Origin of the sequence: Occultella glacieicola, from assembly GCF_004353825.1 — a bacterium.
Classification (GTDB): domain Bacteria; phylum Actinomycetota; class Actinomycetes; order Actinomycetales; family Beutenbergiaceae; genus Occultella; species Occultella glacieicola.
Genome location: NZ_SMNA01000002.1, coordinates 39,960 through 60,536, shown reverse-complemented (window position 1 = coordinate 60,536; position 20,577 = coordinate 39,960). Strand labels below are relative to the sequence as shown.

Annotated in this window: 20 protein-coding genes; 12 read left to right on the top strand and 8 right to left on the bottom strand. The window is 72.6% G+C overall.

Going from position 1 to position 20,577, the window contains the following annotated elements:
- Nucleotides 1–4: 4 nt before the first annotated feature.
- The gene (locus tag EXU48_RS03135) at nt 5–475 is read right to left on the bottom strand and encodes a hypothetical protein (protein WP_207947611.1); all 471 of its coding nucleotides are present in this window, start codon (nt 473–475) and stop codon (nt 5–7) included.
- Between the two features lie 223 nt (nt 476–698).
- Here EXU48_RS03135 and EXU48_RS03130 point away from each other — a divergent pair, with 223 nt between their 5' ends.
- Nucleotides 699–1,874, top strand: a complete 1,176-nt coding sequence (locus EXU48_RS03130) for an acyl-CoA dehydrogenase family protein (RefSeq protein WP_133106147.1) — start codon at nt 699–701, stop codon at nt 1,872–1,874.
- A 40-nt stretch (nt 1,875–1,914) separates the two neighbouring features.
- The gene (locus EXU48_RS03125; protein ID WP_133106146.1) at nt 1,915–2,292 is read left to right on the top strand and encodes a VOC family protein; all 378 of its coding nucleotides are present in this window, start codon (nt 1,915–1,917) and stop codon (nt 2,290–2,292) included.
- Nucleotides 2,293–2,325: 33 nt separating this feature from the next.
- On the opposite strand, the gene EXU48_RS03120 is transcribed toward EXU48_RS03125, so the two are convergent.
- Nucleotides 2,326–2,790: a MarR family winged helix-turn-helix transcriptional regulator gene (locus EXU48_RS03120; RefSeq protein WP_133106145.1), complete on the bottom strand. Its 465-nt coding sequence runs from the start codon at nt 2,788–2,790 to the stop codon at nt 2,326–2,328.
- A 72-nt stretch (nt 2,791–2,862) separates the two neighbouring features.
- On the opposite strand from EXU48_RS03120, the gene EXU48_RS03115 reads away from it, so the two are divergent.
- On the top strand, nt 2,863–6,039 hold the full coding sequence (locus EXU48_RS03115) for an efflux RND transporter permease subunit (protein ID WP_133106144.1): 3,177 nt from the start codon (nt 2,863–2,865) through the stop codon (nt 6,037–6,039).
- On the opposite strand, the gene EXU48_RS03110 is transcribed toward EXU48_RS03115, so the two are convergent.
- Entirely contained in the window at nt 5,925–7,451 is a 1,527-nt protein-coding gene (locus EXU48_RS03110) for an MFS transporter (RefSeq protein WP_207947610.1), read from the bottom strand. The genes EXU48_RS03115 and EXU48_RS03110 overlap by 115 nt on opposite strands.
- 103 nt (nt 7,452–7,554) lie before the next feature.
- Between EXU48_RS03110 and EXU48_RS03105 the strand changes: the two genes are divergently transcribed.
- On the top strand, nt 7,555–8,028 hold the full coding sequence (locus EXU48_RS03105) for a winged helix-turn-helix transcriptional regulator (protein ID WP_133106143.1): 474 nt from the start codon (nt 7,555–7,557) through the stop codon (nt 8,026–8,028).
- A gap of 319 nt (nt 8,029–8,347) precedes the next feature.
- On the opposite strand, the gene EXU48_RS03100 is transcribed toward EXU48_RS03105, so the two are convergent.
- Entirely contained in the window at nt 8,348–9,076 is a 729-nt protein-coding gene (locus EXU48_RS03100; RefSeq protein WP_133106142.1) for a class I SAM-dependent methyltransferase, read from the bottom strand.
- An 85-nt stretch (nt 9,077–9,161) separates the two neighbouring features.
- On the opposite strand from EXU48_RS03100, the gene EXU48_RS03095 reads away from it, so the two are divergent.
- Nucleotides 9,162–10,244, top strand: coding sequence for a PIN domain-containing protein (locus EXU48_RS03095; RefSeq protein WP_133106141.1), 1,083 nt, complete (start codon nt 9,162–9,164; stop codon nt 10,242–10,244).
- A gap of 3 nt (nt 10,245–10,247) precedes the next feature.
- Here the strand turns inward: EXU48_RS03095 and EXU48_RS03090 are convergent, their stop codons facing one another.
- Nucleotides 10,248–10,754 carry a methylated-DNA--[protein]-cysteine S-methyltransferase gene (locus tag EXU48_RS03090; protein ID WP_133106140.1) on the bottom strand — a complete coding sequence of 169 codons (507 nt, stop codon included), beginning with the start codon at nt 10,752–10,754 and terminating at the stop codon, nt 10,248–10,250.
- Nucleotides 10,751–11,626, bottom strand: coding sequence for a DNA-3-methyladenine glycosylase family protein (locus tag EXU48_RS03085; RefSeq protein WP_133106139.1), 876 nt, complete (start codon nt 11,624–11,626; stop codon nt 10,751–10,753). Before EXU48_RS03085 ends, EXU48_RS03090 begins: the two co-directional genes overlap by 4 nt.
- 123 nt (nt 11,627–11,749) lie before the next feature.
- Between EXU48_RS03085 and EXU48_RS03080 the strand changes: the two genes are divergently transcribed.
- Entirely contained in the window at nt 11,750–12,784 is a 1,035-nt protein-coding gene (locus EXU48_RS03080) for a zinc-dependent alcohol dehydrogenase (RefSeq protein ID WP_235856807.1), read from the top strand.
- Nucleotides 12,785–12,797: 13 nt separating this feature from the next.
- On the opposite strand, the gene EXU48_RS03075 is transcribed toward EXU48_RS03080, so the two are convergent.
- Nucleotides 12,798–13,364, bottom strand: a complete 567-nt coding sequence (locus EXU48_RS03075; RefSeq protein WP_133106138.1) for a TetR/AcrR family transcriptional regulator — start codon at nt 13,362–13,364, stop codon at nt 12,798–12,800.
- 139 nt (nt 13,365–13,503) lie between these two features.
- On the opposite strand from EXU48_RS03075, the gene EXU48_RS03070 reads away from it, so the two are divergent.
- Together EXU48_RS03070 and EXU48_RS03065 are read left to right on the top strand one after the other, a co-directional pair.
- A complete protein-coding gene (locus EXU48_RS03070) occupies nt 13,504–14,289 on the top strand; it encodes a hypothetical protein (protein WP_133106137.1) in 786 nt (261 codons plus the stop codon).
- A gap of 17 nt (nt 14,290–14,306) precedes the next feature.
- Complete coding sequence (locus EXU48_RS03065; RefSeq protein WP_133106136.1) at nt 14,307–15,164, top strand: hypothetical protein; 858 nt, start codon at nt 14,307–14,309, stop codon at nt 15,162–15,164.
- Between the two features lie 11 nt (nt 15,165–15,175).
- Here EXU48_RS03065 and EXU48_RS03060 read toward each other — a convergent pair whose 3' ends face one another.
- Complete coding sequence (locus tag EXU48_RS03060) at nt 15,176–16,300, bottom strand: glucuronyl esterase domain-containing protein (RefSeq protein ID WP_133106135.1); 1,125 nt, start codon at nt 16,298–16,300, stop codon at nt 15,176–15,178.
- Nucleotides 16,301–16,380: 80 nt separating this feature from the next.
- Between EXU48_RS03060 and EXU48_RS03055 the strand changes: the two genes are divergently transcribed.
- The 4 genes from EXU48_RS03055 (at nt 16,381) to EXU48_RS03040 (ending at nt 20,514) form a co-directional block, all read left to right on the top strand.
- The gene (locus EXU48_RS03055; protein ID WP_165962669.1) at nt 16,381–17,235 is read left to right on the top strand and encodes an SDR family NAD(P)-dependent oxidoreductase; all 855 of its coding nucleotides are present in this window, start codon (nt 16,381–16,383) and stop codon (nt 17,233–17,235) included.
- The gene (locus tag EXU48_RS03050; protein WP_133106133.1) at nt 17,232–18,767 is read left to right on the top strand and encodes an AMP-binding protein; all 1,536 of its coding nucleotides are present in this window, start codon (nt 17,232–17,234) and stop codon (nt 18,765–18,767) included. The genes EXU48_RS03055 and EXU48_RS03050 overlap by 4 nt, the downstream gene beginning before the upstream one ends.
- Before the next feature lie 78 nt (nt 18,768–18,845).
- Entirely contained in the window at nt 18,846–19,160 is a 315-nt protein-coding gene (locus tag EXU48_RS03045) for a GNAT family N-acetyltransferase (RefSeq protein WP_133106132.1), read from the top strand.
- A gap of 19 nt (nt 19,161–19,179) precedes the next feature.
- Complete coding sequence (locus EXU48_RS03040) at nt 19,180–20,514, top strand: alpha-hydroxy-acid oxidizing protein (protein ID WP_133106131.1); 1,335 nt, start codon at nt 19,180–19,182, stop codon at nt 20,512–20,514.
- Nucleotides 20,515–20,577 lie beyond the last annotated feature (63 nt).

The window sequence follows — 20,577 nt, the reverse complement described above, 5'->3', positions numbered from 1 at the left end:
CGCCTCAGCGCGAGTGGGCCCAGGCCTGTAGCCGGCGGTGGCGGTGCGCGAAGAGGGCATCGATCAGCACCCGCACGCGACGCCCGGGCAGCGGGAACCGGGGGACCATCGTCACCTCGTCGGTGACCCGGGTGTACTCGTCGGCGAGGGCGACGAGTTCGCGCCGGTGCTCCCAGACCCGGGCCGTGACCATCTCCGAACGCTCATGGAACATGGTCGGGGCCGCCACCGCGACGAGGAACAGGTCGTCGTACTCGACCGGGACCAGGCCGGCCAACCGGAGGTGCGCTCTGCCCAGGTGTTCGCCGACCGGCACGGTCGCGATCGTCTCGGCCCGCCAGCGCGCCGGCATGGTCATGGTGAGGAACGGTGCGAGTTCGTCGTTGATGCCGGCGGGGGCCGTGACCCGGTCCCAGACCTCGGCCAGCGGGGCCGCGACGCCTACGCTGCGGGTCACGCGCACGGGTGGCCTCACCCTGTCGATGGTAGGTGCGGGGTGCTTTTCCTGGCTCGCCCGGCGGTGCCGCCGGTAGACTCGGGCCCGGACGCCGTCGTCGAGGAGTGTGCTCGCCAGGGGAAACCGGTCGCAGGTGACTGGGCCCTGCGACCGGTCGATCGCCGTCGACGCCCCCCGGGACCGACCCACAAGGTCACCACCCGGGCCACGATCCACAAGATCCGACGAGGGAGTCACGAGCATGTCCTACGGGTTCACGCCGCAGCAGCAGGAACTGATCGACCAGGTCCGCGAGTTCGCGGACACCGTCGTCCGGCCGGCGTCCTACGAGTACGACACGAAGCGCGAACTGCCGTACGGCATCATCAAGCAGATGGGGGACCTGGGCCTGTTCGGTCTGCCGTTCCCGACCGAGTACGGCGGCAGTGGCGGCGACTACGTCTCCTTCTGTCTGGCCGTGGAGCAGATCAGCCGGGTGGACCAGAGCCTCGGGGTGACCCTGGAGGCGGGCATCGGGCTGGGCGCCATGCCGATCATGCGGTTCGGCACCGAGGCGCAGCGGCGCGAGTGGATCCCACGGTTCGCGTCCGGTGAGGCGCTCGCCGCGTTCGGGCTCACCGAGGCCGCGGCCGGCTCCGACGCCGGCGGCACCTGCACGACGGCGGAACTCGTCGACGGCGAATGGGTCATCAACGGGTCCAAGCAGTTCATCACGAACTCCGGCACCGACATCACCCGCCTCATCACGATCACCGCCGTCACCGGGCAGACAACCCGGGCCGACGGCACCGTCAAGAAGGAACTCTCCGCGATCCTGGTGCCGGTCCCCGCCGAAGGGCTCACCGTCGGGCCCCCCTACGACAAGGTCGGCTGGCACACCTCCGACACGCACCCGCTGACGCTGGAGAACGTCCGGGTGCCCGAGGCGAACCTCCTCGGTGAACGAGGGCGCGGGTACGCGAACTTCCTGGAGTCCCTGGATGAGGGCCGGATCGCCTTCGCGGCCCTGTGCACCGGCGCGGCCCAGGGCTGCCTGGAGGAGGCGGTCCGGTACGCCCAGGAGCGCGAGGTGTTCGGGCGGGCGCTCGCCCAGAACCAGCACACCGCATTCATGATCGCCCGCATGCAGGCCCGGGTGCACACCGCCCGGCTCACCTGGCTGAACGCCGCCCGGCAGATGGCCTCGGGTGGGTCGTTCAAGACGCAGGCGTCCATCGCGAAACTCACCGGCAGCGAGGCGGCGATGGCGAACGCCCGGGATGCCTCCCAGATCTTCGGTGGCTACGGCTACCTCAACGAGAACCTCGTGGCCCGGCACTACCGCGACTCGAAGGTGCTGGAGATCGGCGAGGGCACCACCGAGGTGCAACTGATGGTGATCGCCCGCGGGCTCGGCCTGGCCGGCGCCGGACTCTGAGCCGGCGCGAGCGTCGCGGAGCGGGCGAGGAGAGGAATCCATGACCGATCGACCGAGCCTGACCCTGACCACGATCAACATCGGCTCGCCCGACCCGGCGACGCTCGCCCACTTCTACGCCCGGCTGCTCGGCTGGGAGGTGGCCCGGGTGGAGGAGACCGACGCCCACCTGCGCAATCCCGCCGGCGGGATCTCCCTGTCGTTCCAGCTCGAGGACGTCTTCACGCCACCGGCGTGGCCGAACACCGCCGACCACCAGCAGATGATGATGCACCTCGACATCAGGGTGACCGATCTGGACACGTCGGTCGGGTTCGCCCTCGGTTGCGGCGCCACCCTCGCCCAGTTCCAGCCCCAGGAGGACGTGCGGGTCTGCCTGGACCCGCACGGCCACCCGTTCTGCCTCTGGTTGGGCTGAGCCCGGGGCGGACCGGGCCGGACCGGATCGCGCCTACCGGCTCGGTCCCAGTCTGCGTTCGACGGCGTCCGCCAGTTGCGTGTAGGCGCCGGCGAGGGCCCGCAGCGCATCCAGGTCCAGCTCGCCGAGCAGGTCCCGGCCGAGCCGGGTCCTCGTCGCCTCGGCCTCCGCGAACAGCCGCTTGCCGGCCTCGGCGAGGCCGATCAGCCGCACCCGACGGTCGTCCGGGTCCTCGCGGCGGCTCAGCAGGTCGCGTTCGACGAGCCGCTCGACGGCACCGGAGACCGTCGGCATCGAGACCCGCATGGCCTCGGCGAGTCCGGAGACCGTCTGCTCGCCGTGGAAGTGCACGATCGCGAGGAGCTTGAACTGCTGCATCGTCAGCGTGCTGTCCAGCAGCGGCTCGAGCTCCGCTGCCAGGCTCGACCGCATCATCGCGTGCTGGGTCTCGAAGACCTGCTCGATCAGGTGGTCCCGCTCATCGTCGTGCTGACCCACGTGTACCCTTACTTCGGTTGAACCGAACTGTTCGGTTCTCTTTCACCATTGCGATCCTATCGGAGTCCGCTCGTGACGTTCCTCGCCCGTTTCAGCCTCGGCAATCGTGCCCTCGTGGCCCTGGCCACGATCCTCGCCGTGCTCGGTGGGCTATGGTCGACCACCACGCTCAAGCAGGAGCTGATGCCGTCGCTCGAACTGCCCGTGGTCGGGGTGGTGACGATCCTGCCCGGGGCCTCCCCGGAGATCGTCGAGGAGCAGGTCACGACGTACGTCGAGCAGGCCACCGGCGCCGTGAGCGGGTTGGAGAGCAGTACGTCCACCTCGAGCGCGAACGTCTCGACGGTGCTGCTCACCCTCGAGTACGGAACCGACGCGACGGTGGCGCAGCAGGAACTTCAGTCGGCGCTGTCCCGGCTCGCCACGAGCCTGCCGGAGGAGGCGGACGCCCAGGTGTTCGCCGGCAGCCTCGACGACCTGCCGGTGCTCCAGCTCGCGGTGACCGCGGACGCCGACCCGGATGCCACCGCGGCCGTGCTCGCGGAGTCCGTGGTTCCGCAGATCGAGGCGGTCGACGGCGTCCGGGACGTCACGCTGACCGGTACCGCCGAGCAGGTGGTGACGATTGCCGTCGACCCGGCGGCTCTGGCCGCCGCGGGCGTGGGCGTGGACGCCATCAACACGGCCCTGACCACGAACGGGATCGTCATACCCGCCGGCTCGCTCACCGAGGGCGACACCACGCTCAGCGTGGAGGTCGGCCAGCGGCTGGCCGGCGTGGAGGACGTCGCCGCGCTCCCACTGCTGACCCCGACCGGCCCGGTCCCGTTGGACTCGGTCGCGCAGGTGAGCCTCGACGATGCGGCCGCCACCTCCTTCGCCCGCACGAACGGAGCGCCGTCGTTCGGGATCGCCATCACCCGGGCCCCGGACGGCAACACCGTGGAGATCTCCCACGCGGTGCAGGATCTGTTCGGCGATCTCGAGGCAGCCCTGGGGGAGGGTGCCGAGATCTCGATCGTGTTCGACCAGGCGCCGTTCATCGAGCAGTCGGTCGAGGACCTCACCACCGAGGGCCTGCTCGGACTGGTCTTCGCGATCGTCGTCATCCTGCTGTTCCTACGGGCGTGGCGGCCCACCGGGGTGACCGCACTGTCCATCCCGCTCTCGCTCCTGGTGGCCCTGATCGGGCTCAAGGTGGGCGGCTTCTCCCTGAACCTGTTCACCCTGGCCGCGCTCACCGTGTCCATCGGGCGGGTGGTCGACGACGCCATCGTGGTCATCGAGAACATCGAACGGCACCTGTCCTACGGCGAGGACAAGCGCACCGCCATCCTGCGAGCCGTTCGTGAGGTGTCCGGCGCGATCACCGCCTCCACCGTGGCCACCGCCGCCGTGTTCGTCCCGATGGGCCTGGTCGGCGGCCTGGTCGGTGAGCTCTTCCGACCGTTCGCCTTCACCGTCGCCCTCGCACTTCTCGCCTCCCTTCTGGTGGCGCTGACGATCGTGCCGGTCCTGGCCTGGTGGTTCCTCCCGGTGCCCACCGACGTGGCGGACGCCGCGCGGGCCCGGCAGGCCGCGGAGCAGAAGGAGCGCCGCGGCCTCCTCCAGCGGGGCTTCGTCCGGACCCTCGGCGGGGTCCTGGCCCGGCCGGTGGTCACCGTCATCGGTGCCGTCGCGATCCTCGGCGGCACCCTGGCGCTCGTACCGCAGCTGGAGACCGAGTTCATCGGGGACACCGGTCAGAACACCCTCACCGTGACCCAGGAACTGCCCCCAGGCACCTCCCTGGCGGCGCAGGATGCCGCCGCCGCGCAGGTCGAGGAGGTCATCGCAGGCATCGACGGTGTTCAGACCTACCAGGTATCCGGCGGCTCCGCCGAGGGACTCCTTGCGATCGCCGGCGGCGGCGGCACCACCATCTCGATCACCCTGGACCTGAACGCGGACACCGCGGCCGTGCAGGAGGAACTGCGCGACGGCGTCGCCGGGCTCAGCGGAGCCGGGACCGTCACCGTCGCGGCCGGGCAGGCGGGCTTCTCGTCCGGCCTCGAGGTCGTCGTCACCGGACCCGACGGCGACGACGTGGCGACCGCCTCCGCGCAGGTGCTCGAGGCCGTCGCCGGAGTGAACGGGACCACCGACGTGGCCTCGAACCTCGCCGCGGACCTGCCCACCGTCGAGGTGGTCGTGGACCGCGACGCCGCCGCGGCGCTCGGCATCCCCGAGGCCATGGTGGGTCAGACCGTGCGCACCGCGCTCAGCGGCGCGACGCTCGGCACCCTCACCACCGAGGCCGGGACCAACGACATCGTGATGCGGGTCGGGGAGTCCCCCACGAGCGTGGAGGCGCTGCGCGCCCTGCCGGTCGCCGGCGCGGGCGGCGTGACCACGCTCGGCGAGATCGCCACCGTGGAGCAGATCGACCGGCCGGCCACCATCACCCGCCTCGACGGCCGCCGCAGCGCGACCATCACCGCCGCTACCACGAGCGCGGACCTGACCACCCAGAGCGCGGATCTGCAGGCGGCGCTCGACGACCTGGACCTGCCCGAGGGCGTGACCGCCGAGATCGGCGGCGTCATCGCCGATCAGGAGGAGGCGTTCGCGAACCTCGGCCTGGCCCTGCTGCTGTCGATCGCGATCGTCTACCTGGTGATGGTCGCGACGTTCAAGTCGCTGGTGCAGCCGTTGATCCTGCTCATCTCGATCCCGTTCGCCGCCACCGGCGCCATCGGCATGCTCCTGGTCACCGGCACCCCGCTCGGGGTGGCCGGGCTGATCGGGGCGCTGATGCTGGTGGGCGTGGTGGTCACGAACGCCATCGTGCTGATCGACCTGATCAACCAGTACCGGCGGCAGGGGCGGCCGCTACGGGAGGCCATCGTGGAGGGTGCCCGGCACCGGCTGCGACCGATCCTGATGACCGCGCTGGCCACGATCGGGGCGCTGACCCCGATGGCGATCGGGCTCACGGGTGGCAGCGCGTTCATCTCCCAGCCGCTGGCGCTGGTGGTGATCGGCGGACTGATCACCTCGACGTTCCTGACCCTGCTGCTGGTGCCGGTGCTGTACTCGCTCGTCGAGGGCCGCAGGGAGCGACGGGTGGCCCGCCGGGAGCAGCGCCGGAAAGGTCAGCGGGTCCCCGGTGCCGAGGCCGCCGGATCCGACGGGTCCGCGGACTCCGGGTCCCGGGGCAAGCACGCCGCCGGCGTCGCGCCCGACACGGATTCCGCCACCGTCGACTGACCGCTCCGGGCGGCGCGCCGCCCGGAGCGCGGCCGGCCGCCGACGGTGATCACCACGGCACCGAGCAACACGAACACGATCGGCACGCCGAGTGCCGTGCGGATGGCGTCCAGCCCTGCCTCCGGTCCCGTTGCCGCGCCCGCCGCCGCCACCTGCACCGCCGTGGCGGCGGAGATTCCCAGGGCGGCGCCGAACTGCAGGGACGTGTTGAGCAGGCCTCCGGCGACCCCCTGGTCCGACCCCGCGACCCCGTCGGTCGCGGCGATCGCGAGCGGGCCGTAGACGAGAGCGAACATGAAGCCGATGCCAACCATCGTCGGCACCATCGCGGCGTAGGCCCAGTCCAGGTCCGCGCGCAGGAACAGGGAGTAGGCGAGCAGGCCCGCGAGGAGCCCGGCTGCGATCACCCGGCGTACTCCGAACCGCTGCACGAGCCGCGGCGCGAGCGTCGGTGCGAGGACCACATCGAGCGCCATCAGCAGCATGGCGAGCCCGGTCTGCAGCGGGGTCCAGCCGCGCAGTTCCTGGAGATAGAGGGTGGTCAGGAACTGGAACCCGTAGAAGGAGCCGGCGAAGGCCAGCGCGGTCACGTTCGCGGCGGCCAGACCCGGTGCGCGCAGCAGGCCCGGCCGGATCAGCGGGTCCGCGGCCCGGCGTTGACCGAGCGCGAAGACGACCAGCAGCGCGGTGGCCAGGAGCAGCGTGCCGAGCGCCTGCACCCCCATCTCGTGGACCCGCTCGAGGAGGGTCAGCCCGAACGCGAACAGCACCATCGAAGCCGTCAGGGTGAGCGCCGCCACCAACCCGAGCCGGCCGCGGCGCCCCACGACGGGTGGTTCGGTGAGCAGCGGGACCGCCAGCGCGAGCAGCACCGCGGCGATCAGCACCGGGGCGAAGAACACCCACCGCCAGCCGATCGCGGTGAGCAGCCCGCCGGCCACCAGACCCAGCGAGAACCCCGCCGCGCCGGCCGCTCCGTAGATGATCAGGGCCCGGTTGCGCGCGGGGCCCTCGGCGAACGAGGTCGTGATGAGCGAGATCCCTGCCGGCGTCAGGAAGCCCGCCGCGACGCCGGTCACGAATCTGGCCAGGAGCAGCATCCAGCCCTCGGTCGCGAACCCGCCGAGACCGGAGAACAGCAGGAACACCACCAGCCAGGTCAGGAACATCCGGCGCCGCCCGAAGACATCGGCCGCGCGCCCACCGAGGAGCATGAACCCGCCATAGCCCACCACGTACGCGGTGATGACCCCGCTCAGCTCGGTGGTGGTCAGGCCAAGGTCGGCACGGATCGCGGGGAGGGCCACGTTCAGCATCGCGACGTCGCTGCCCTCGAGGAAGATCGCCCCACACAGGACCACCAGCACCCCGAGGTCGCGCGCGCTCATCCTGGTGGCGGTCCGTTGTTCCATCGCTGCGTCCGTCCGCTTCACGCCGGGTCGACCCGAGTGGTTCCCCGACTGCTGGTCGGTTACTTCTTGTAACCTCGCCCAGCCTGCGGCACGATGGACTGCCATGGAAGAAGGCACTTCTCAGTCCCTCGGTTCCTCTGCGGATACCGCGCTCACGACGGACCGCCACACCGACTACGACGTCTGGCAGTGGGATGCCCGCGAGGACTGTGAGGTCCGCCAGATCCTGGACCGGATCGCGGACAAGTGGTCGCTGCTCGCCATCGCGCTGCTCGACCGCCGCAGCCTGCGGTTCACCGAGCTGAAGCGTGAGATCGACGGCATCAGCCAGCGGATGCTGACCCGCACGCTGCGTCACCTCGAGCGGGACGGACTGGTCGAGCGCACCGTCCATCCGGTCGTGCCGCCCCGGGTCGACTATGCCCTGACCCCGCTCGGGCGCACACTGCACGCGACGATCAAGTCGCTCGTGGTGTGGACCGAGGCGCACCAGGAGGAGATCGCCCGGGCCCGCGCGGACTACGACCAGCGCGAGGCCGACCTGCGCGAGACCTCCGCGGTCGGCGCGGGAAGCTAGGCCTGCAGGCGCCGTAGTCCCAGCGGTGGGCAGCGGATCTCGGCGCCGTCGAAGCGACCCCTCGGCTGATCGAGATGGACGATGGCGTTCCGGGACGCACAGCCGGTCACTGTCCCCGTGGCTCCCTTGAGGTACAACGGCCGGATCTGCTCGGTCAGGGTGACTCGATCACCGACCCGGAGCTGTGCGGCCGCCTGGTTGGACGCATCCCGCACCCGAACCTGGTGACGCTTGCTGATGGCCGCCTGAACGGTGCCGAGGTGCGCGTCGAGTGCGCCGGTGGTGATCAGCCCGACGATGACGCCCGCGAAAGAGCCGCTCAGGCCAGGTGCCGGCCCGGCCCCCGCGGGCGCCAGGTGTGCACCACGTACCCGTAGCTGAGGCCGAGCCGGTGCGGATGCGCCGTCAGCCACGGGTCGACCACCTCAGCCGGGAACTCCAGGCGGAGCACCGCCTCGAGGTCGGCCCGGCTCTCGAAGTTCCAGCTGCTCAGGACCGGTTCGCTGGTGGCGCCGCGCTCACGCCACCACCGCCGGATGTGAGGGCCGGTGCCCTGCTTCGCGGCCCAAGGGCTCACGGCGAGCAGATCAGCGAACTCGCCGTCGTCGTGGTCGTTGTCGATCACCACGAGCGCGCCGTCGGTGGCGAGGACCCGTTGGACCTCGACGAGGCCGGGCGTGGGGTCGAAGTCGGGATCGGGGAAGAAGTAGGCGAACCGGGCGTGCACCACGTCCACGGAACCGTCGGGCAGCGGGAGGTGCTCGGCCGAGCCAGGGAGCACCCGGGCGCCACCAGGCCTGGCCCGCGCGAGGGGCAGGAGCTCGGGATCGGGCTCCACCCCGATCACCTCGGCGGCCTCGGCATACCGGGGCAACCAGAAGCCGCTGCCGCACCCGAGGTCGAGGAGACGGCGGCCGGCCCACGGCGCCACACTCGACAGGTGCGCCCAGAGCGTGCCGTCCGGGTCCATGGCCGCGTTCTCGATCTCGTAGGTGGCCGGGTCCGCGCCCTGGTTCCCCGCCCTGACGAAATCGCTGAACCGGGTCATGGGCACTCACCCTGCCACACCCCACGCACCCGGCCGGCAGGGCCCGGACCGGCGCACCTGACCGGGCGCACCTAGGCTGACGGCCATGGACTCCGAAGAACGCCTGGCCGTCTTCCTCGACTACGAGAACCTTGCTCTCGGTGCACGTGAACATCTGGGTGGGATGGCGTTCGACTTCGGTCCGATCGCCGACGCGTTGGCGGTGCGCGGCCGCGTCGTGGTGCGCCGGGCCTACGCCGACTGGTCCTACTTCGACGAGGACCGCCGTTCCCTGACCCGGCATCAGGTGGAACTGATCGAGATGCCGCAGCGCATGGGCGCCTCCCGCAAGAATGCCGCCGACATCAAGATGGTCGTGGATGCGATCGAGATGGCGTTCGAACGCGACTACATCTCGACGTTCGTCATGTGCACGGGGGACAGCGACTTCTCTCCGCTGGTGCACAAGCTGCGAGAACTGAACAAGCGCGTCATCGGCGTGGGCGTGGAGAAGTCGACGTCCCGGCTGCTGCCGCCGGCGTGCGACGAGTTCCTGTTCTACGACCGGCTCGAGGGTGTGGACGTGCCGGAGCCGACGCCTGCTCGGCGCGCCGAGCAGGCGCCCACGACCCGCCGGGAGACCCGCCTCAAGGCGGCCCCCGACCCGGTGCCGTCACCCGAGGTCCCGGACGAGGCCGATGACGACGAGGCCGCCGGCGACGCCGCTGCCCTGGACGTGCTCGTCGCGCAGACGCTCGCCGGGCTGCAGTCCTCGACCGGCGCGTCGGTGACCGCCTCGGTCCTGAAGCGCACCCTGCTGCGTAAGGACCCGACGTTCAGCGAGTCCGACCACGGTTACCGCACGTTCGGTGAGGTGCTCCGGAACCTGGCCGAGCGGGGCATCGTCGAACTGGGCACCGGCCCGGCCGCCGGGGACCCGGAGGTCTCGTTGCCCGAGCGGGACGAGGCCGGCGACGCGTTCGCCCTCCTCGCGGCGGTCGTCGCCGCCTCCGACGGGCCGTCCGCACTTTCCGGGCTGAAGAACCACCTGCGCAAGCGCCGCCCCGACTTCTCCGAGAAGGCGCTCGGGTACCGCAACTTCCTGCAGTTCTGCCGGGCGGCCGCCGAGGCGGGCGTCGTGAGCCTGCGCTGGGACGACGACGCCGAGGACTACCTGGTCACCACCTGAGGCTCAGAACAGCGTCGAGCCCCGCGACTCCAGGTCCAGCAGGTACTTCTTCGCCTCGATGCCGCCCCCGTACCCGGTCAGGGCGCCGGTGGACCCGATCACCCGGTGGCAGGGCACGATGATCGAGATCGGGTTGCGGTTGTTCGCCAGGCCGACCGCACGTGCCGCGCCCGGTTGGCCGAGGCTCGCGGCGATCTGACCGTAGGTGCGGGTCTGCCCGTACGGGATCAGCCGCAGCTGCGCCCACGCCTCCCGCTGGAACGGGGTGCCGCGGGGTGCCATCGGCAGGTCGAAGTCCGTGCGCTCGCCCGCGAAGTACTCCTCGAGCTGGCCCTGCACCGGCCGGAAGGGAGCGGGGTCGGCGACGGATCCCTCCGCCAGGGTGATGGTCCGGTGCCCCGGGTACAGGAGACCGGTGAGCGCCCCGTCCGCGTCGGCGAGCAGCACCAGCGGCCCGATCGGGGAGTCCACGTCGTGCCGGTAGCTGCTCACCACGGTCGTCTCGGTCATGCTGCCTCCAGGTGGGCCTGCCGCCACAGGTGATGGGCCGCATAGGTGCGCCAGGGCGCGAATGCCGCGCCGGCCGGGTCGACCGGTCCACCCGCGAGCCGCTCCGCGGCACGGCGCAGCACCAGGTCCGTCCCGCAGTAGGCGTCGGGATCGCCCAGGGCGCGCATGCGCACGTACTGGGTGGTCCACGGCCCGATCCCGGGCAGGGCGAGCAGACGGCGCTCGGCCTCGTCGGGATCGAGCCCGCCGTCCAGGTCGAGTCCGTCGTCGGCGGCCCGGGCGAGCGCGATCAGGGCCCGACGGCGTCCGGCCGGCATCGCGAGCGTCCCACCGTCGTCCGGGTCCACCCGGGCGAGCTGGGCCGCCGTCGGGAACAGGTGGGTCAGGGCGCCGTCCGGCTCGGCGAGTGGGGTTCCGATCGCCCGCGCCAGCCGCGAGGTGTGCGTGCCCGCGGCGGCCAGGGACACCTGCTGGCCGAGCACGGCCCGCACCGCCACTTCGAACCCGCCGGCCTGCCCAGGCGCGCGCACTCCCGGCCGCTCGCGCACGAGTGGTCCGAGCCACGGGTGCTCGCCGAGGCCCGCCAGGATCACCGCGGGATCGGCGCCCACGTCCGCGATCCGACCGGCGGCGTCGGCCGCCGCCTGGAGGTCTGCCGGAGCTGCGGTCACCGCCACGGCCAGCGACGACTCGCCGGCTCGCGGTCGCGCGATCGCGATCACGCCCGGCCCGTGCCGCAGCGAGAGCGTGCGGCGGTAGGTGTGTGCGTCGATCTCCTCGATCCCGCCGATGATCCGCGCGGCCAGATAGTCCCAGAGGGCGTCCGCATCGAGCGGGGGCGTGAACGGCACGCGCACGGTCGTCGGGGGCATGGCGTCATCGTGTCACTCGCCCCTGACATCGGGTGACTGGCGGGTCCGTCGACACCGGCCGCGCGCGCCCAGTAGGTTCGGTCGGGACCCAGCCCACCCGTGCACCCGGAGAACGAGGCATCGATGCTCGCGACCATCCCAGCTCAGATGCGTGCCCTCGTGCTCGCCGACTTCGGCCGGTTCGAGGTCCAGGAGCGGCCGACTCCGGGGCCGGCGCCGGGCGAGGCGCTGGTGCGCGTCGTGGCGACCGGGATCTGCGGCTCCGACCTGCACGGCTACACCGGTGAGAACGGTCGCCGCCGGCCGGGTCAGGTGATGGGCCACGAGACGGTCGGGGTGGTTGTGGCACTCGGGGAGGGGGCGACGGGGCCGGCCGTGGGCGACGTCGTCGTGCTGAACCCGAACCTCGGGTGTGGATCGTGCGCCCGATGCCTCGAGGGCAACGCCCACATCTGTGCCCAGCGCCGCGTGATCGGGGTCGACCCCACCATCTCGAGCGGGTTCGCCGACTACCTCGCCGCACCGGCGGCCAACCTGATCGGCTTCGGTGGTGACGTCGCCCTCGGCGCGCTGGTCGAACCCCTCGCGGTCGGCTACCACGCGGCCCTGCGCGGCGGTGTCGCCGCGTCCTCGCGGGTGCTGGTCGTGGGGGGTGGCCCGATCGGTCAGGCCGTCGCCATCGCCTGCCGACGTCTCGGGGCGGCGTCCGTCCTCGTCTCGGAGCCGCACCCGGCCCGCCGGACGCTCGTCGCGGAACTCGGTTTCGCCGTCGTCCATCCCGACGAGCTGCCCGAGGCCGTCGGCGCCGTGGACACCGCGATCGACGCCGTCGGTGTGAGCGCCACCCTGGAGACGGCCCTGGCCGCGACGGCGGCCGGCGGGACCGTGGTGCTCGTCGGCATGGGAGCGCCGACCGTGGAAGTGCCCGCCTACGCGATCTCGACGGCGGAGCGCACCCTGGTCGGGTCGTTCTGCTACGCACCGGTCCACTTCGCCGACACGGCCGCCTGGGCGGCCGGTGCCGGCCCCGAGCTCGCCCCGCTGATCTCACGCGTCGTCGCACCGGAGCAGGCGCAGGGCGCGTTCGCCGGGCTGGCCGACGGCTCGGACCCGGCGAGCAAGATCCTGGTCGCCTTCGCGCCCGACCTGCTGGGGTGAGGGGCGGTCGTCGTCAGGTCGTGGTGACCGCGGCGCCCTCGGACAGGTAGCGCTGCAGGGTGGGACCGATCCAGGCGACGATCTCCTCCCGGTCCATCGCGACGACGGGCGGCAGGCGCAGCACGTACCGGCACAGCGCGACGCCGAAGACCTGCGCGGCTGCCATCCCGGCCCGCCGGGCGGCCTCATCCGGGTCCGGTGTCAGGTCCGCCACCACCGGCAGGAGCTGGGTCGCGAAGATGTCGTTCATCCGCTCGGCGAGCCCGGCGTCGGTCGCGCTGCTGCGGAGCAGGATCTGCAGGGCCTCGCTGCCCTCCCAGAGGTCCACGAAGTGCGCGGCGAGCACGAAACCGAGCCGATCCGCGGGACCGGCCACCAGGTCCGGAAGCGAGAGATCGTATTCGGTCGCGGCGGCGAACAACCGCTCCTTGGAGCCGAAGTAGCGCATCACCATGGCCGGATCGATGCCCACCTCCCCGGCGATCGCCCGGATCGTGGCGCGGTCGTAACCGTCCAGGGCGAACCGTTCCCGCGCTGCGCGCAGGATGGATTCCTTCGTCTCCGCTGCTGATCTCCTCACGAGGACAGCCTATGCCAACAGGCGTTGACTTCGTGACACGACCTGGCTACGGTCGAAGTCAACAAGCGTTGGCCTAAGGGGATGGTGCAGAAGTTTCGCAGGCCTCGCACGACCAACCACCGAACCGGAGGGATCGTCGATGCAGATCGTCAACGACACGCGCGCGGCCCGGGCGCGGCTGCGGACTCCGCAGCCCAACGGCTACCTCGTCATCGCTGCCGAGATCGGCCGCTGGGCGGGCCCGTTCGCAATCCCGGCACGAAGCCTGCGGGCACGCCAGGGCGCCGTCATCCGAGCCGCCGCGGAGCTCGAGGGGCGACCGGACATCGAGTCCGTCGCCGTCTTCCGTGCGGTCCTGCGCCCACCGGGCGAGGGTGGGCGCCTGCTGCGCGATCGGGGCCGCTCGGCGGCCCGGTTCGACCTCGTCGTGGTCGTGCGCACGGTCGATCCCGACCACGCCCGGACGCTGCGTGACGACGCCCAGGTCCGGGACCTGGCCCAGCGGGTCGGCTCCGGTGCGCACCGGGTCCTGACGATCGCCGCGAGCAACGCGGCCCGGATCGACGACGTCGAGCACGCCGACGGGCGGCCGGTGCTGTTCAACTTCTTCTACGCGGACGACCGGGACACCCTGATCGAGGTCTGGCGGTACACGGCCGGCTGGTTCCAGGAGCGTACGTCGCTGTCGAACTCCGTGCTGCTGCGGCCGTTGGACGGCGAGTCCGGCGACTACGGACTCGTGAACTTCGCGAGCTGGCCGCACTATCGGACGTTCCTGCCGAGCCTGCTCCTGCGGCCGAGCTTCCGGTCCTTCGTGCTCGCGAACTTCCGGGCGAACGGGGTGGCCGCCCAGCCGATCATCTACCGGAGCGTGGCCGGTGCCGCGCGTGCAAGCCGACGGCCTGCCGCGACACAGTCACGGTAGGACGAGGGGAGACCACGATGAGGCGATCGGTCCTGGGTGGGGTGTTGGCCGTGACGGCGAGCCTCGGGCTCGCGGCGTGCGGCGGGGTCGGCGGGCCGCCGGGCGGAGGGCCACCGCCCTCGACCGGTGGCCCGGGTGAGCTGCTGGTCGGCGCCGGCACGATCATGCAGCTCGAGGGCGAACCGGCCCAGATCTGCCTCGGCGCCGTCCTGACCTCCTACCCGCCACAGTGCGCCGGGCCGGAGCTGGTCGGGTTCGAGGGCTGGGACGGCATCGAACACGAGTCGGCGAGCGGGCGGACCTGGGGGAACGCCTGGGTGGTCGGCACCTACGACGGGACGTCGTTCACCCTCACCGAGCCGGTCTCCGTGGAACCGCCCACCGGGTGGGAACCGTCCACCGACGAACCGTCCGAGTTCCCGCAGCTGTGCGACGACCCCGCGGCCGGGGCCGGTGGGAGTCTCGCGGGGACGGACCTGATCAGCCAGCAGTCGGACCTGATGATGTTCCTCGAGGCCCACGACGGGTACGTCCTCAGCTACGTCTCCGGCGGCGGCGACGTCATGAACGTGCTCGTCTCCGGCGACGCGGCGTCGGCCCGGGTGGACTTCCGGGAGATCTACGCCGGGCCGCTGTGTGTGCAGACGTCCGAGCTGCCCACCTGGGCCGAGATCCGGGCCGCGCAGGACGCGCTCACGGCGGAGGGCGAGGACCTCGGCGTGCTCTCCTCCGGTAGCGGTGTGAGCGGACTGCTCGACATCCACCTCGTGGTCGCGGACTCGGCGCACGTCTCGGCCGTCGCCGAGATCGTCGCGCCGTGGCTGCGTCCGGATGAGATCGCCGTCACCGGAGCACTCGCACCCCTCGTCGGCTGAGGTCCGGGTGGCTAGGAGGGCGCTGCCTCGGCCGTGAACGCGTCGTCGGCGGCGTCCAGCGCCAGTTCCCAGTCCTGCGCCGTGAGGTCGTGCCCGCCCGGCCGCGCGTGATAGGACAGCCGGCCCCCGACCCGCTGCCCGAGCGTCGGCAGCACCGCCGACCCCTCGTCGACGGAACGGGTGCCGGTGAGACCGAACGCCTCGTACGCCGGGGACGCGGCTACCGTGGCCAGGTACTCCCCGAGCGGGTCCGCCCACAGGTCCTCGACCGCGCTGGCCACGTGCACGGCGCGCGGCGCGATCAGTGCCAGCAACTCATGGGCGTCGACCGGCAGGTCCGCCTCGCGGTCGGCGTACCCGGCGAAGGTCGGCGCGAACCAGTGCGGGAACCTCGCCGTGATCGCCGCGATCGTCTCCTTGCCGGGCGCCCGGTGCCGGTGCAGCCCGGCCCCGCCGCAGCCGGAGTCGTTGGCCACCACGGCGGCGAACCGGCCGTCCTGCGCACCCGCCCACAGTGCGGCCTTGCCGAGCCGCGAGTGCCCGAGCGCGACGGCCGCGCCCGGCTCGAATCCCGGTACCCCGGCCATCGCCTCGAAGACCCGGCTCAGCCCCCAGGCCCAGGCCCCGATCGCGCCCCAGCCGTGCGGGTCTCTCGGATCGTGTGAGAACAGGCCCCGCACACCCTCGACGGCGTGACCGGGGGAGTCGATCTCGAAGTCCTCGTAGTGCGCGGTGGCGACCGCATAGCCGCGGCCAAGGATCGCCCGGTACGGCCATCGTGACGCCCTCGAACCTCGGGCGACGTCCCGGTTGCGTCCGATCCGCACCCCCGGCGCCGGCGTGGTCGCGTGATTGCCCGCGAAGTTCAGGGCCACCACCACCGCAACCGGAGCACCCTCGGGAACGTGCACCAGCACCGGCACGGTGCGCTCGCCGCGCGGGCCGGCCACGGTGACGTCGAGCTCGACCCGGCGCCCGCCGTCCACCGGCTCATCGGTTCGGACGGCGACCCGATCGAGGTGGCCACCCGCCGGTGTCCGGCCGTACACGTGGCTCTCGAACAGGTCCAGCAGTCCGCTCCGCCGGGCGGCCCGGTCCTCCGGCCGTAGCCGCGGTATCGGCGGCAGTTCCAGCATGCGTGCCGCACTCCCAACGCCTCGACGACCCGGTCACGTCGAGCCTAGTCGACCAGATGCGGCGGCTAGGCTCGGCGACCATGGGGGGAGAGTGGACCTGGCCGGTCGGCGTGCGAGCGCTGCTCGGCATGGCCGGCTTCGGTCCCGGACCGGAGGCCGTCCGCAGGGTCGTCGCCGGGCGGACCGTGCTGATCACCGGCGCCTCCCGCGGCGTCGGTGAGCGGATCGCGATCCGGCTCGGGGCCGTCGGCGCCCACGTGGTGTTGCTCGCCCGCGGTGACGCGCTCGACGGCGTCGCCGACGCCGTCCGCGCCCTCGGCGGCCGGGCGAACACCCTCCGAGTCGACCTGCGCGACACCGATGCGGCGCGCGCCGCCGGCATCAGGATCCTCGCCGATCACGGCACCCCTGCCGTCGTCGTCTCCAACGCCGGGCACAGCATCCGCCGGAACCTGGCCGACTACACCGACCGGTTCCACGACGTGCAGCGCGTGACCGGCGTCAACGCCCTCGGTCCGGTCGCCCTGCTGCTCCCCCTGCTGCGGCAGATGGCGGCCGACGGCGCCGGTCACCTGATCTCCGTGGCGTCCGCGAGCGTGGACGTGCCGAGCCCGGGCTACTCCGCGTACGCGGCGAGCAAGTCCGCGTTCGAGGCGTGGCTGCGGGCCGTCGCCCCCGAGCTGGCCGCCGACGGCGTGGCCACCACCTCGGTCCACCTGCCGCTGGTGCACACCGCGATGAGCGCCCCCACCGCGCGCTACGCCACCGCGCCGGGCCTCAGCGCGGACGACGCGGCCGCGCTCGTGTGCCGGGCGATCGTGGACCGGCCACGGCTGATCTCACCGTGGTGGGCGCGGCTGGGTGGTGCGGTGAGTGCGCTCGCACCGGCGGCCTCCGACCGACTTCTGGGCACCGTGCTCCGGGGCCTGTGGTGAGGCACCGCTCCACCTGGCACGTCGTCGGCGAGGGCGCCGCCGTGCTGCGCGCGATGGGGCCCCGGCCGGCGGACCTGCCCGCGCTGGGCCCGCTGCTGCGCTACGGCGCCACTCTTCCCGGGGCTGCGCTCGCCGCGGCCAGGCGCAGCCGGACGGTTCCCGTGCTCGTGGACCGACTCGGCCCGCTCGACGGCGACGGGCTGGCCCTGGCGGTCGAGGTCGCCGCCGTGAGGCTCGCCCAGGCACTGCCGGCGACCGGGAGCCGGCCGCGGATCGCCGTGCACGCCCGCGATCACCGCGGACAGGTGGCGACGGTACTGGCCGCCGGTGCCCTCGGAGTGGACGTGGTGCTGGTCGGACCGAGCGTCGGCGCCGAGCGGCTGCGGACGATCATCGACCGGACCCGGCCTGCCGTGATCGTCCATGACGACGCCACGGCCCCCGGGCTGGCCGCGGCTCCCGACCCAGCCATCCGGCTGCTCGACTGCACCCCAACGGCCGCCGCCGTCCCGGCCACCATCCCGGCCTCAGTTCCGGCCACCATCACGCCCTCAGTGCGGCTCGGACCCCGGTGGCGGCGACGCCGGGCCGGCACCCTGCACCTGCTCACCTCCGGGACCACGCACACCCCGCACCCGACCGCCCGGCCGGGTGTGCGCCGGGGCCAGCTGGGCACGGTGCTCAGCCTGCTCGCGGCGCTCGGGCTGCGCCGGGGCGAGCCCGTCCTGGTCACGGCGCCACTGTCGCACGGGCACGGACTCAGTGCGCTCTCCGCGGCGCTCGTGATCGGCGCCCCGATCGTGCTCGGGCACGGGCTGCCGCCCGAGCGCTGGGTCGAGCTGATCGGGATCCACCGGGTCGGGGCCGTGCTCGGCGTCCCGGGCCAACTCCTGGGTCTGACGCGGGCCCTCGAAGCGCACGCCAACCGCCCCCCGCTACGCCGGATCGCGGCCGGCTCCGCGCCTCTGCCGGTCGACCTCGCCGCCCGGATCGAGGCGCTCTACCCGGACGCCCTGCTCGACTTCTTCGGCACCAGCGAGACCGGAACCGCCACGATCGCCACCGCCGCCGACCTGCGGGAGGCACCGGGCACGGTCGGGCGACCCGCCACCGGGGTCCGCCTGAAGGTCGGGGACGAGGACGGCGTGGATCTTCCCGACGGCGTGGTGGGGCACCTATGGGTCCGCTCGCCGTGGCGGGCCGCGGACACGCCGGGCGGCTACCTGCCCACCGGCGACCTCGGCCACCTGGACGGCACGGGCCGCCTGTTCGTGGCCGGGCGCGCGGACGACGTCGTCGTGGTCGGTGGTCACAACGTGCACCTGGGCGAGGTGCGCGAGTGGTTCCAGCGCCAGCACGAGGTGACCGACGCCGTCGTGCAGGCAGTGCCCGACCCCCGCCTCGGCTGGGTGCTGCGGGTCGAGGTGAGCGGCGCCGAACTGGACGAGGAGACCCTCCTCGGGCGGGCCCGCGACCAACTCGGCTCGGCGGCCGCGCCGCGGTCCATCACCCGGGCCCGGCCCGCTCGTTGATACGGTGGATCGCGGGGCAGGCAGACACGCCCGGGCAGGGACGCCCGGGGTCATCACGTCACGAGGGGAAGACCACGGGTGAGCCAGACCGAGGTACCGACGATCGTCCGCAACGACGCGGAGGGACAGTACGAGATCTGGGTGGGAGGGACCAGGGCCGGCATCGCGGCGTTCCACTCCGAGGCGGCCGGCACCGCGTTCAGCCACACCGTCGTCGAGGAGGAGTTCGGAGGTCAGGGCCTGGGTAGTGCCCTGGCCCGCGGCGCTCTGGACGACACCGTCGCCCGCGGCGAGACGATTGTGCCCTACTGCCCGTTCATCGCCGCCTACGTGCGCCGCCATCACGACTACGACTCCTCGGTGCACTGGCCCGACCCCGACCAGGGGCGGTGACCGGCCCGGTGGCCGGCAGGTGAGCGGCACAGCCCGCCCCGACGGCGTGGGTCGGCGCACCCAGTCCGAGATCTTCCGTGCCGGCATCAGCGGTACGCGACCGCGCGTGCCGGTCGGCGCCGTCGCCCTGGAGGCGGCCGCCCGCAAGGCACTCAGCCCCGAGGCGTTCGCCTACCTCGCCGGTGGTGCCGGCGACGAGCGGACCGTGGCGGCCAACCTGGCGGCGTTCGATCGATGGCAGGTGTGGCCGCGGCCCCTGCGCGACGTGTCGGTCCGTGACCTGTCGATCGACCTCCTCGGCCGGCGCCGCCCGACACCACTGCTGCTTGCGCCGCTCGGGGTCATGGAGCTGGCCCATCCGGAGGCGGATCTCGCGGTCGCGCGAGCGGCCGCCTCGCTCGGCGTCCCCTACACGCTGTCGAGCCAGGCGTCGTTCCCGATGGCGCAGGTGGCCGACGCCGCGCCCGGCGGCTCACGCCTGTTCCAGCTCTACTGGTCGGCGTCCGAGTCTCTCAACGCCTCCCTGCTGCGGCGGGCCGCGGCGTCCGGCTGCGAGGCGATCGTCGTGACCCTCGACACCCATCTACTCGGCTGGCGCACCCGGGACCTGGACCTCGCGTATCTGCCGTTCACGCGCGGGCTGGGCATCGCCCAGTACACGAGCGACCCGGTGTTCAAGGACCTCGTGCGTGAGCGCGCCGGCGCGGCCGCGGGTCCGGCGAGCGCGGACGAGCAGCCGCCGGTCCGGATCACCCCGAGGGCGGTCGCCGCGGGTGTCCGGATCGCACGCAAGGGGGCACCGGTCACGGGCTCGCGGAGCATCCGCGAGAACCTGCGCTCGCCGTTGCCGCGTGCCGCGGTCGAGACCTTCCTCGAGGTGTTCTCGACCCCCACGCTCACCTGGGACGATCTTGCGAAGGCGCGGGCGTGGACCGACCTGCCGATCCTGCTGAAGGGCATCGTGCACCCGGACGACGCCGAGCGGGCGCTCGACGCGGGCGTGGACGGCGTCTGGGTCTCGAACCACGGCGGACGCCAGGTCGACCGGTCGGTGCCGACCCTCGACGTGCTGCCGGAGATCGCGCGCCGAATCGGCGGAAGGGTGCCGATCGTGTTCGACTCGGGCGTACGGCACGGATCGGACGCCGTCATCGCGCTCGCCCTGGGCGCCACCGCCGTCGCGATCGGACGGCCCTACGCCTACGGTCTCGGCGTCGCCGGCGAGGACGGTGTGCGCGAGGTGATCCGGAACATCCTCGCCGAGCTCGACATCACGCTCGGGCTGGCCGGATGCACGTCGATCGGTGACCTCGGCCCAGGCGTGCTGCGCGGCGTCCGAGCACCTGGGCGGTGACAGGGGCTGACGAATCAGCGTGACGTCGGCGCTAGACTCGCCCCAGAGGCATCGACCCGGCCA

Bases quoted from the DNA above. Each gene is read 5' to 3' on its own strand.
- EXU48_RS03130 (WP_133106147.1), top strand. From the start codon at position 699: ATGTCCTACGGGTTCACGCCGCAGCAGCAGGAACTGATCGACCAGGTC.
- EXU48_RS03125 (WP_133106146.1), top strand. From the start codon at position 1,915: ATGACCGATCGACCGAGCCTGACCCTGACCACGATCAACATCGGCTCG.
- EXU48_RS03110 (WP_207947610.1), bottom strand. From the start codon at position 7,451: ATGGAACAACGGACCGCCACCAGGATGAGCGCGCGCGACCTCGGGGTG.
- EXU48_RS03105 (WP_133106143.1), top strand. From the start codon at position 7,555: ATGGAAGAAGGCACTTCTCAGTCCCTCGGTTCCTCTGCGGATACCGCG.
- EXU48_RS03100 (WP_133106142.1), bottom strand. From the start codon at position 9,076: ATGACCCGGTTCAGCGATTTCGTCAGGGCGGGGAACCAGGGCGCGGAC.
- EXU48_RS03095 (WP_133106141.1), top strand. From the start codon at position 9,162: ATGGACTCCGAAGAACGCCTGGCCGTCTTCCTCGACTACGAGAACCTT.
- EXU48_RS03090 (WP_133106140.1), bottom strand. From the start codon at position 10,754: ATGACCGAGACGACCGTGGTGAGCAGCTACCGGCACGACGTGGACTCC.
- EXU48_RS03085 (WP_133106139.1), bottom strand. From the start codon at position 11,626: ATGCCCCCGACGACCGTGCGCGTGCCGTTCACGCCCCCGCTCGATGCG.
- EXU48_RS03080 (WP_235856807.1), top strand. From the start codon at position 11,750: ATGCTCGCGACCATCCCAGCTCAGATGCGTGCCCTCGTGCTCGCCGAC.
- EXU48_RS03070 (WP_133106137.1), top strand. From the start codon at position 13,504: ATGCAGATCGTCAACGACACGCGCGCGGCCCGGGCGCGGCTGCGGACT.
- EXU48_RS03065 (WP_133106136.1), top strand. From the start codon at position 14,307: ATGAGGCGATCGGTCCTGGGTGGGGTGTTGGCCGTGACGGCGAGCCTC.
- EXU48_RS03060 (WP_133106135.1), bottom strand. From the start codon at position 16,300: ATGCTGGAACTGCCGCCGATACCGCGGCTACGGCCGGAGGACCGGGCC.
- EXU48_RS03055 (WP_165962669.1), top strand. From the start codon at position 16,381: ATGGGGGGAGAGTGGACCTGGCCGGTCGGCGTGCGAGCGCTGCTCGGC.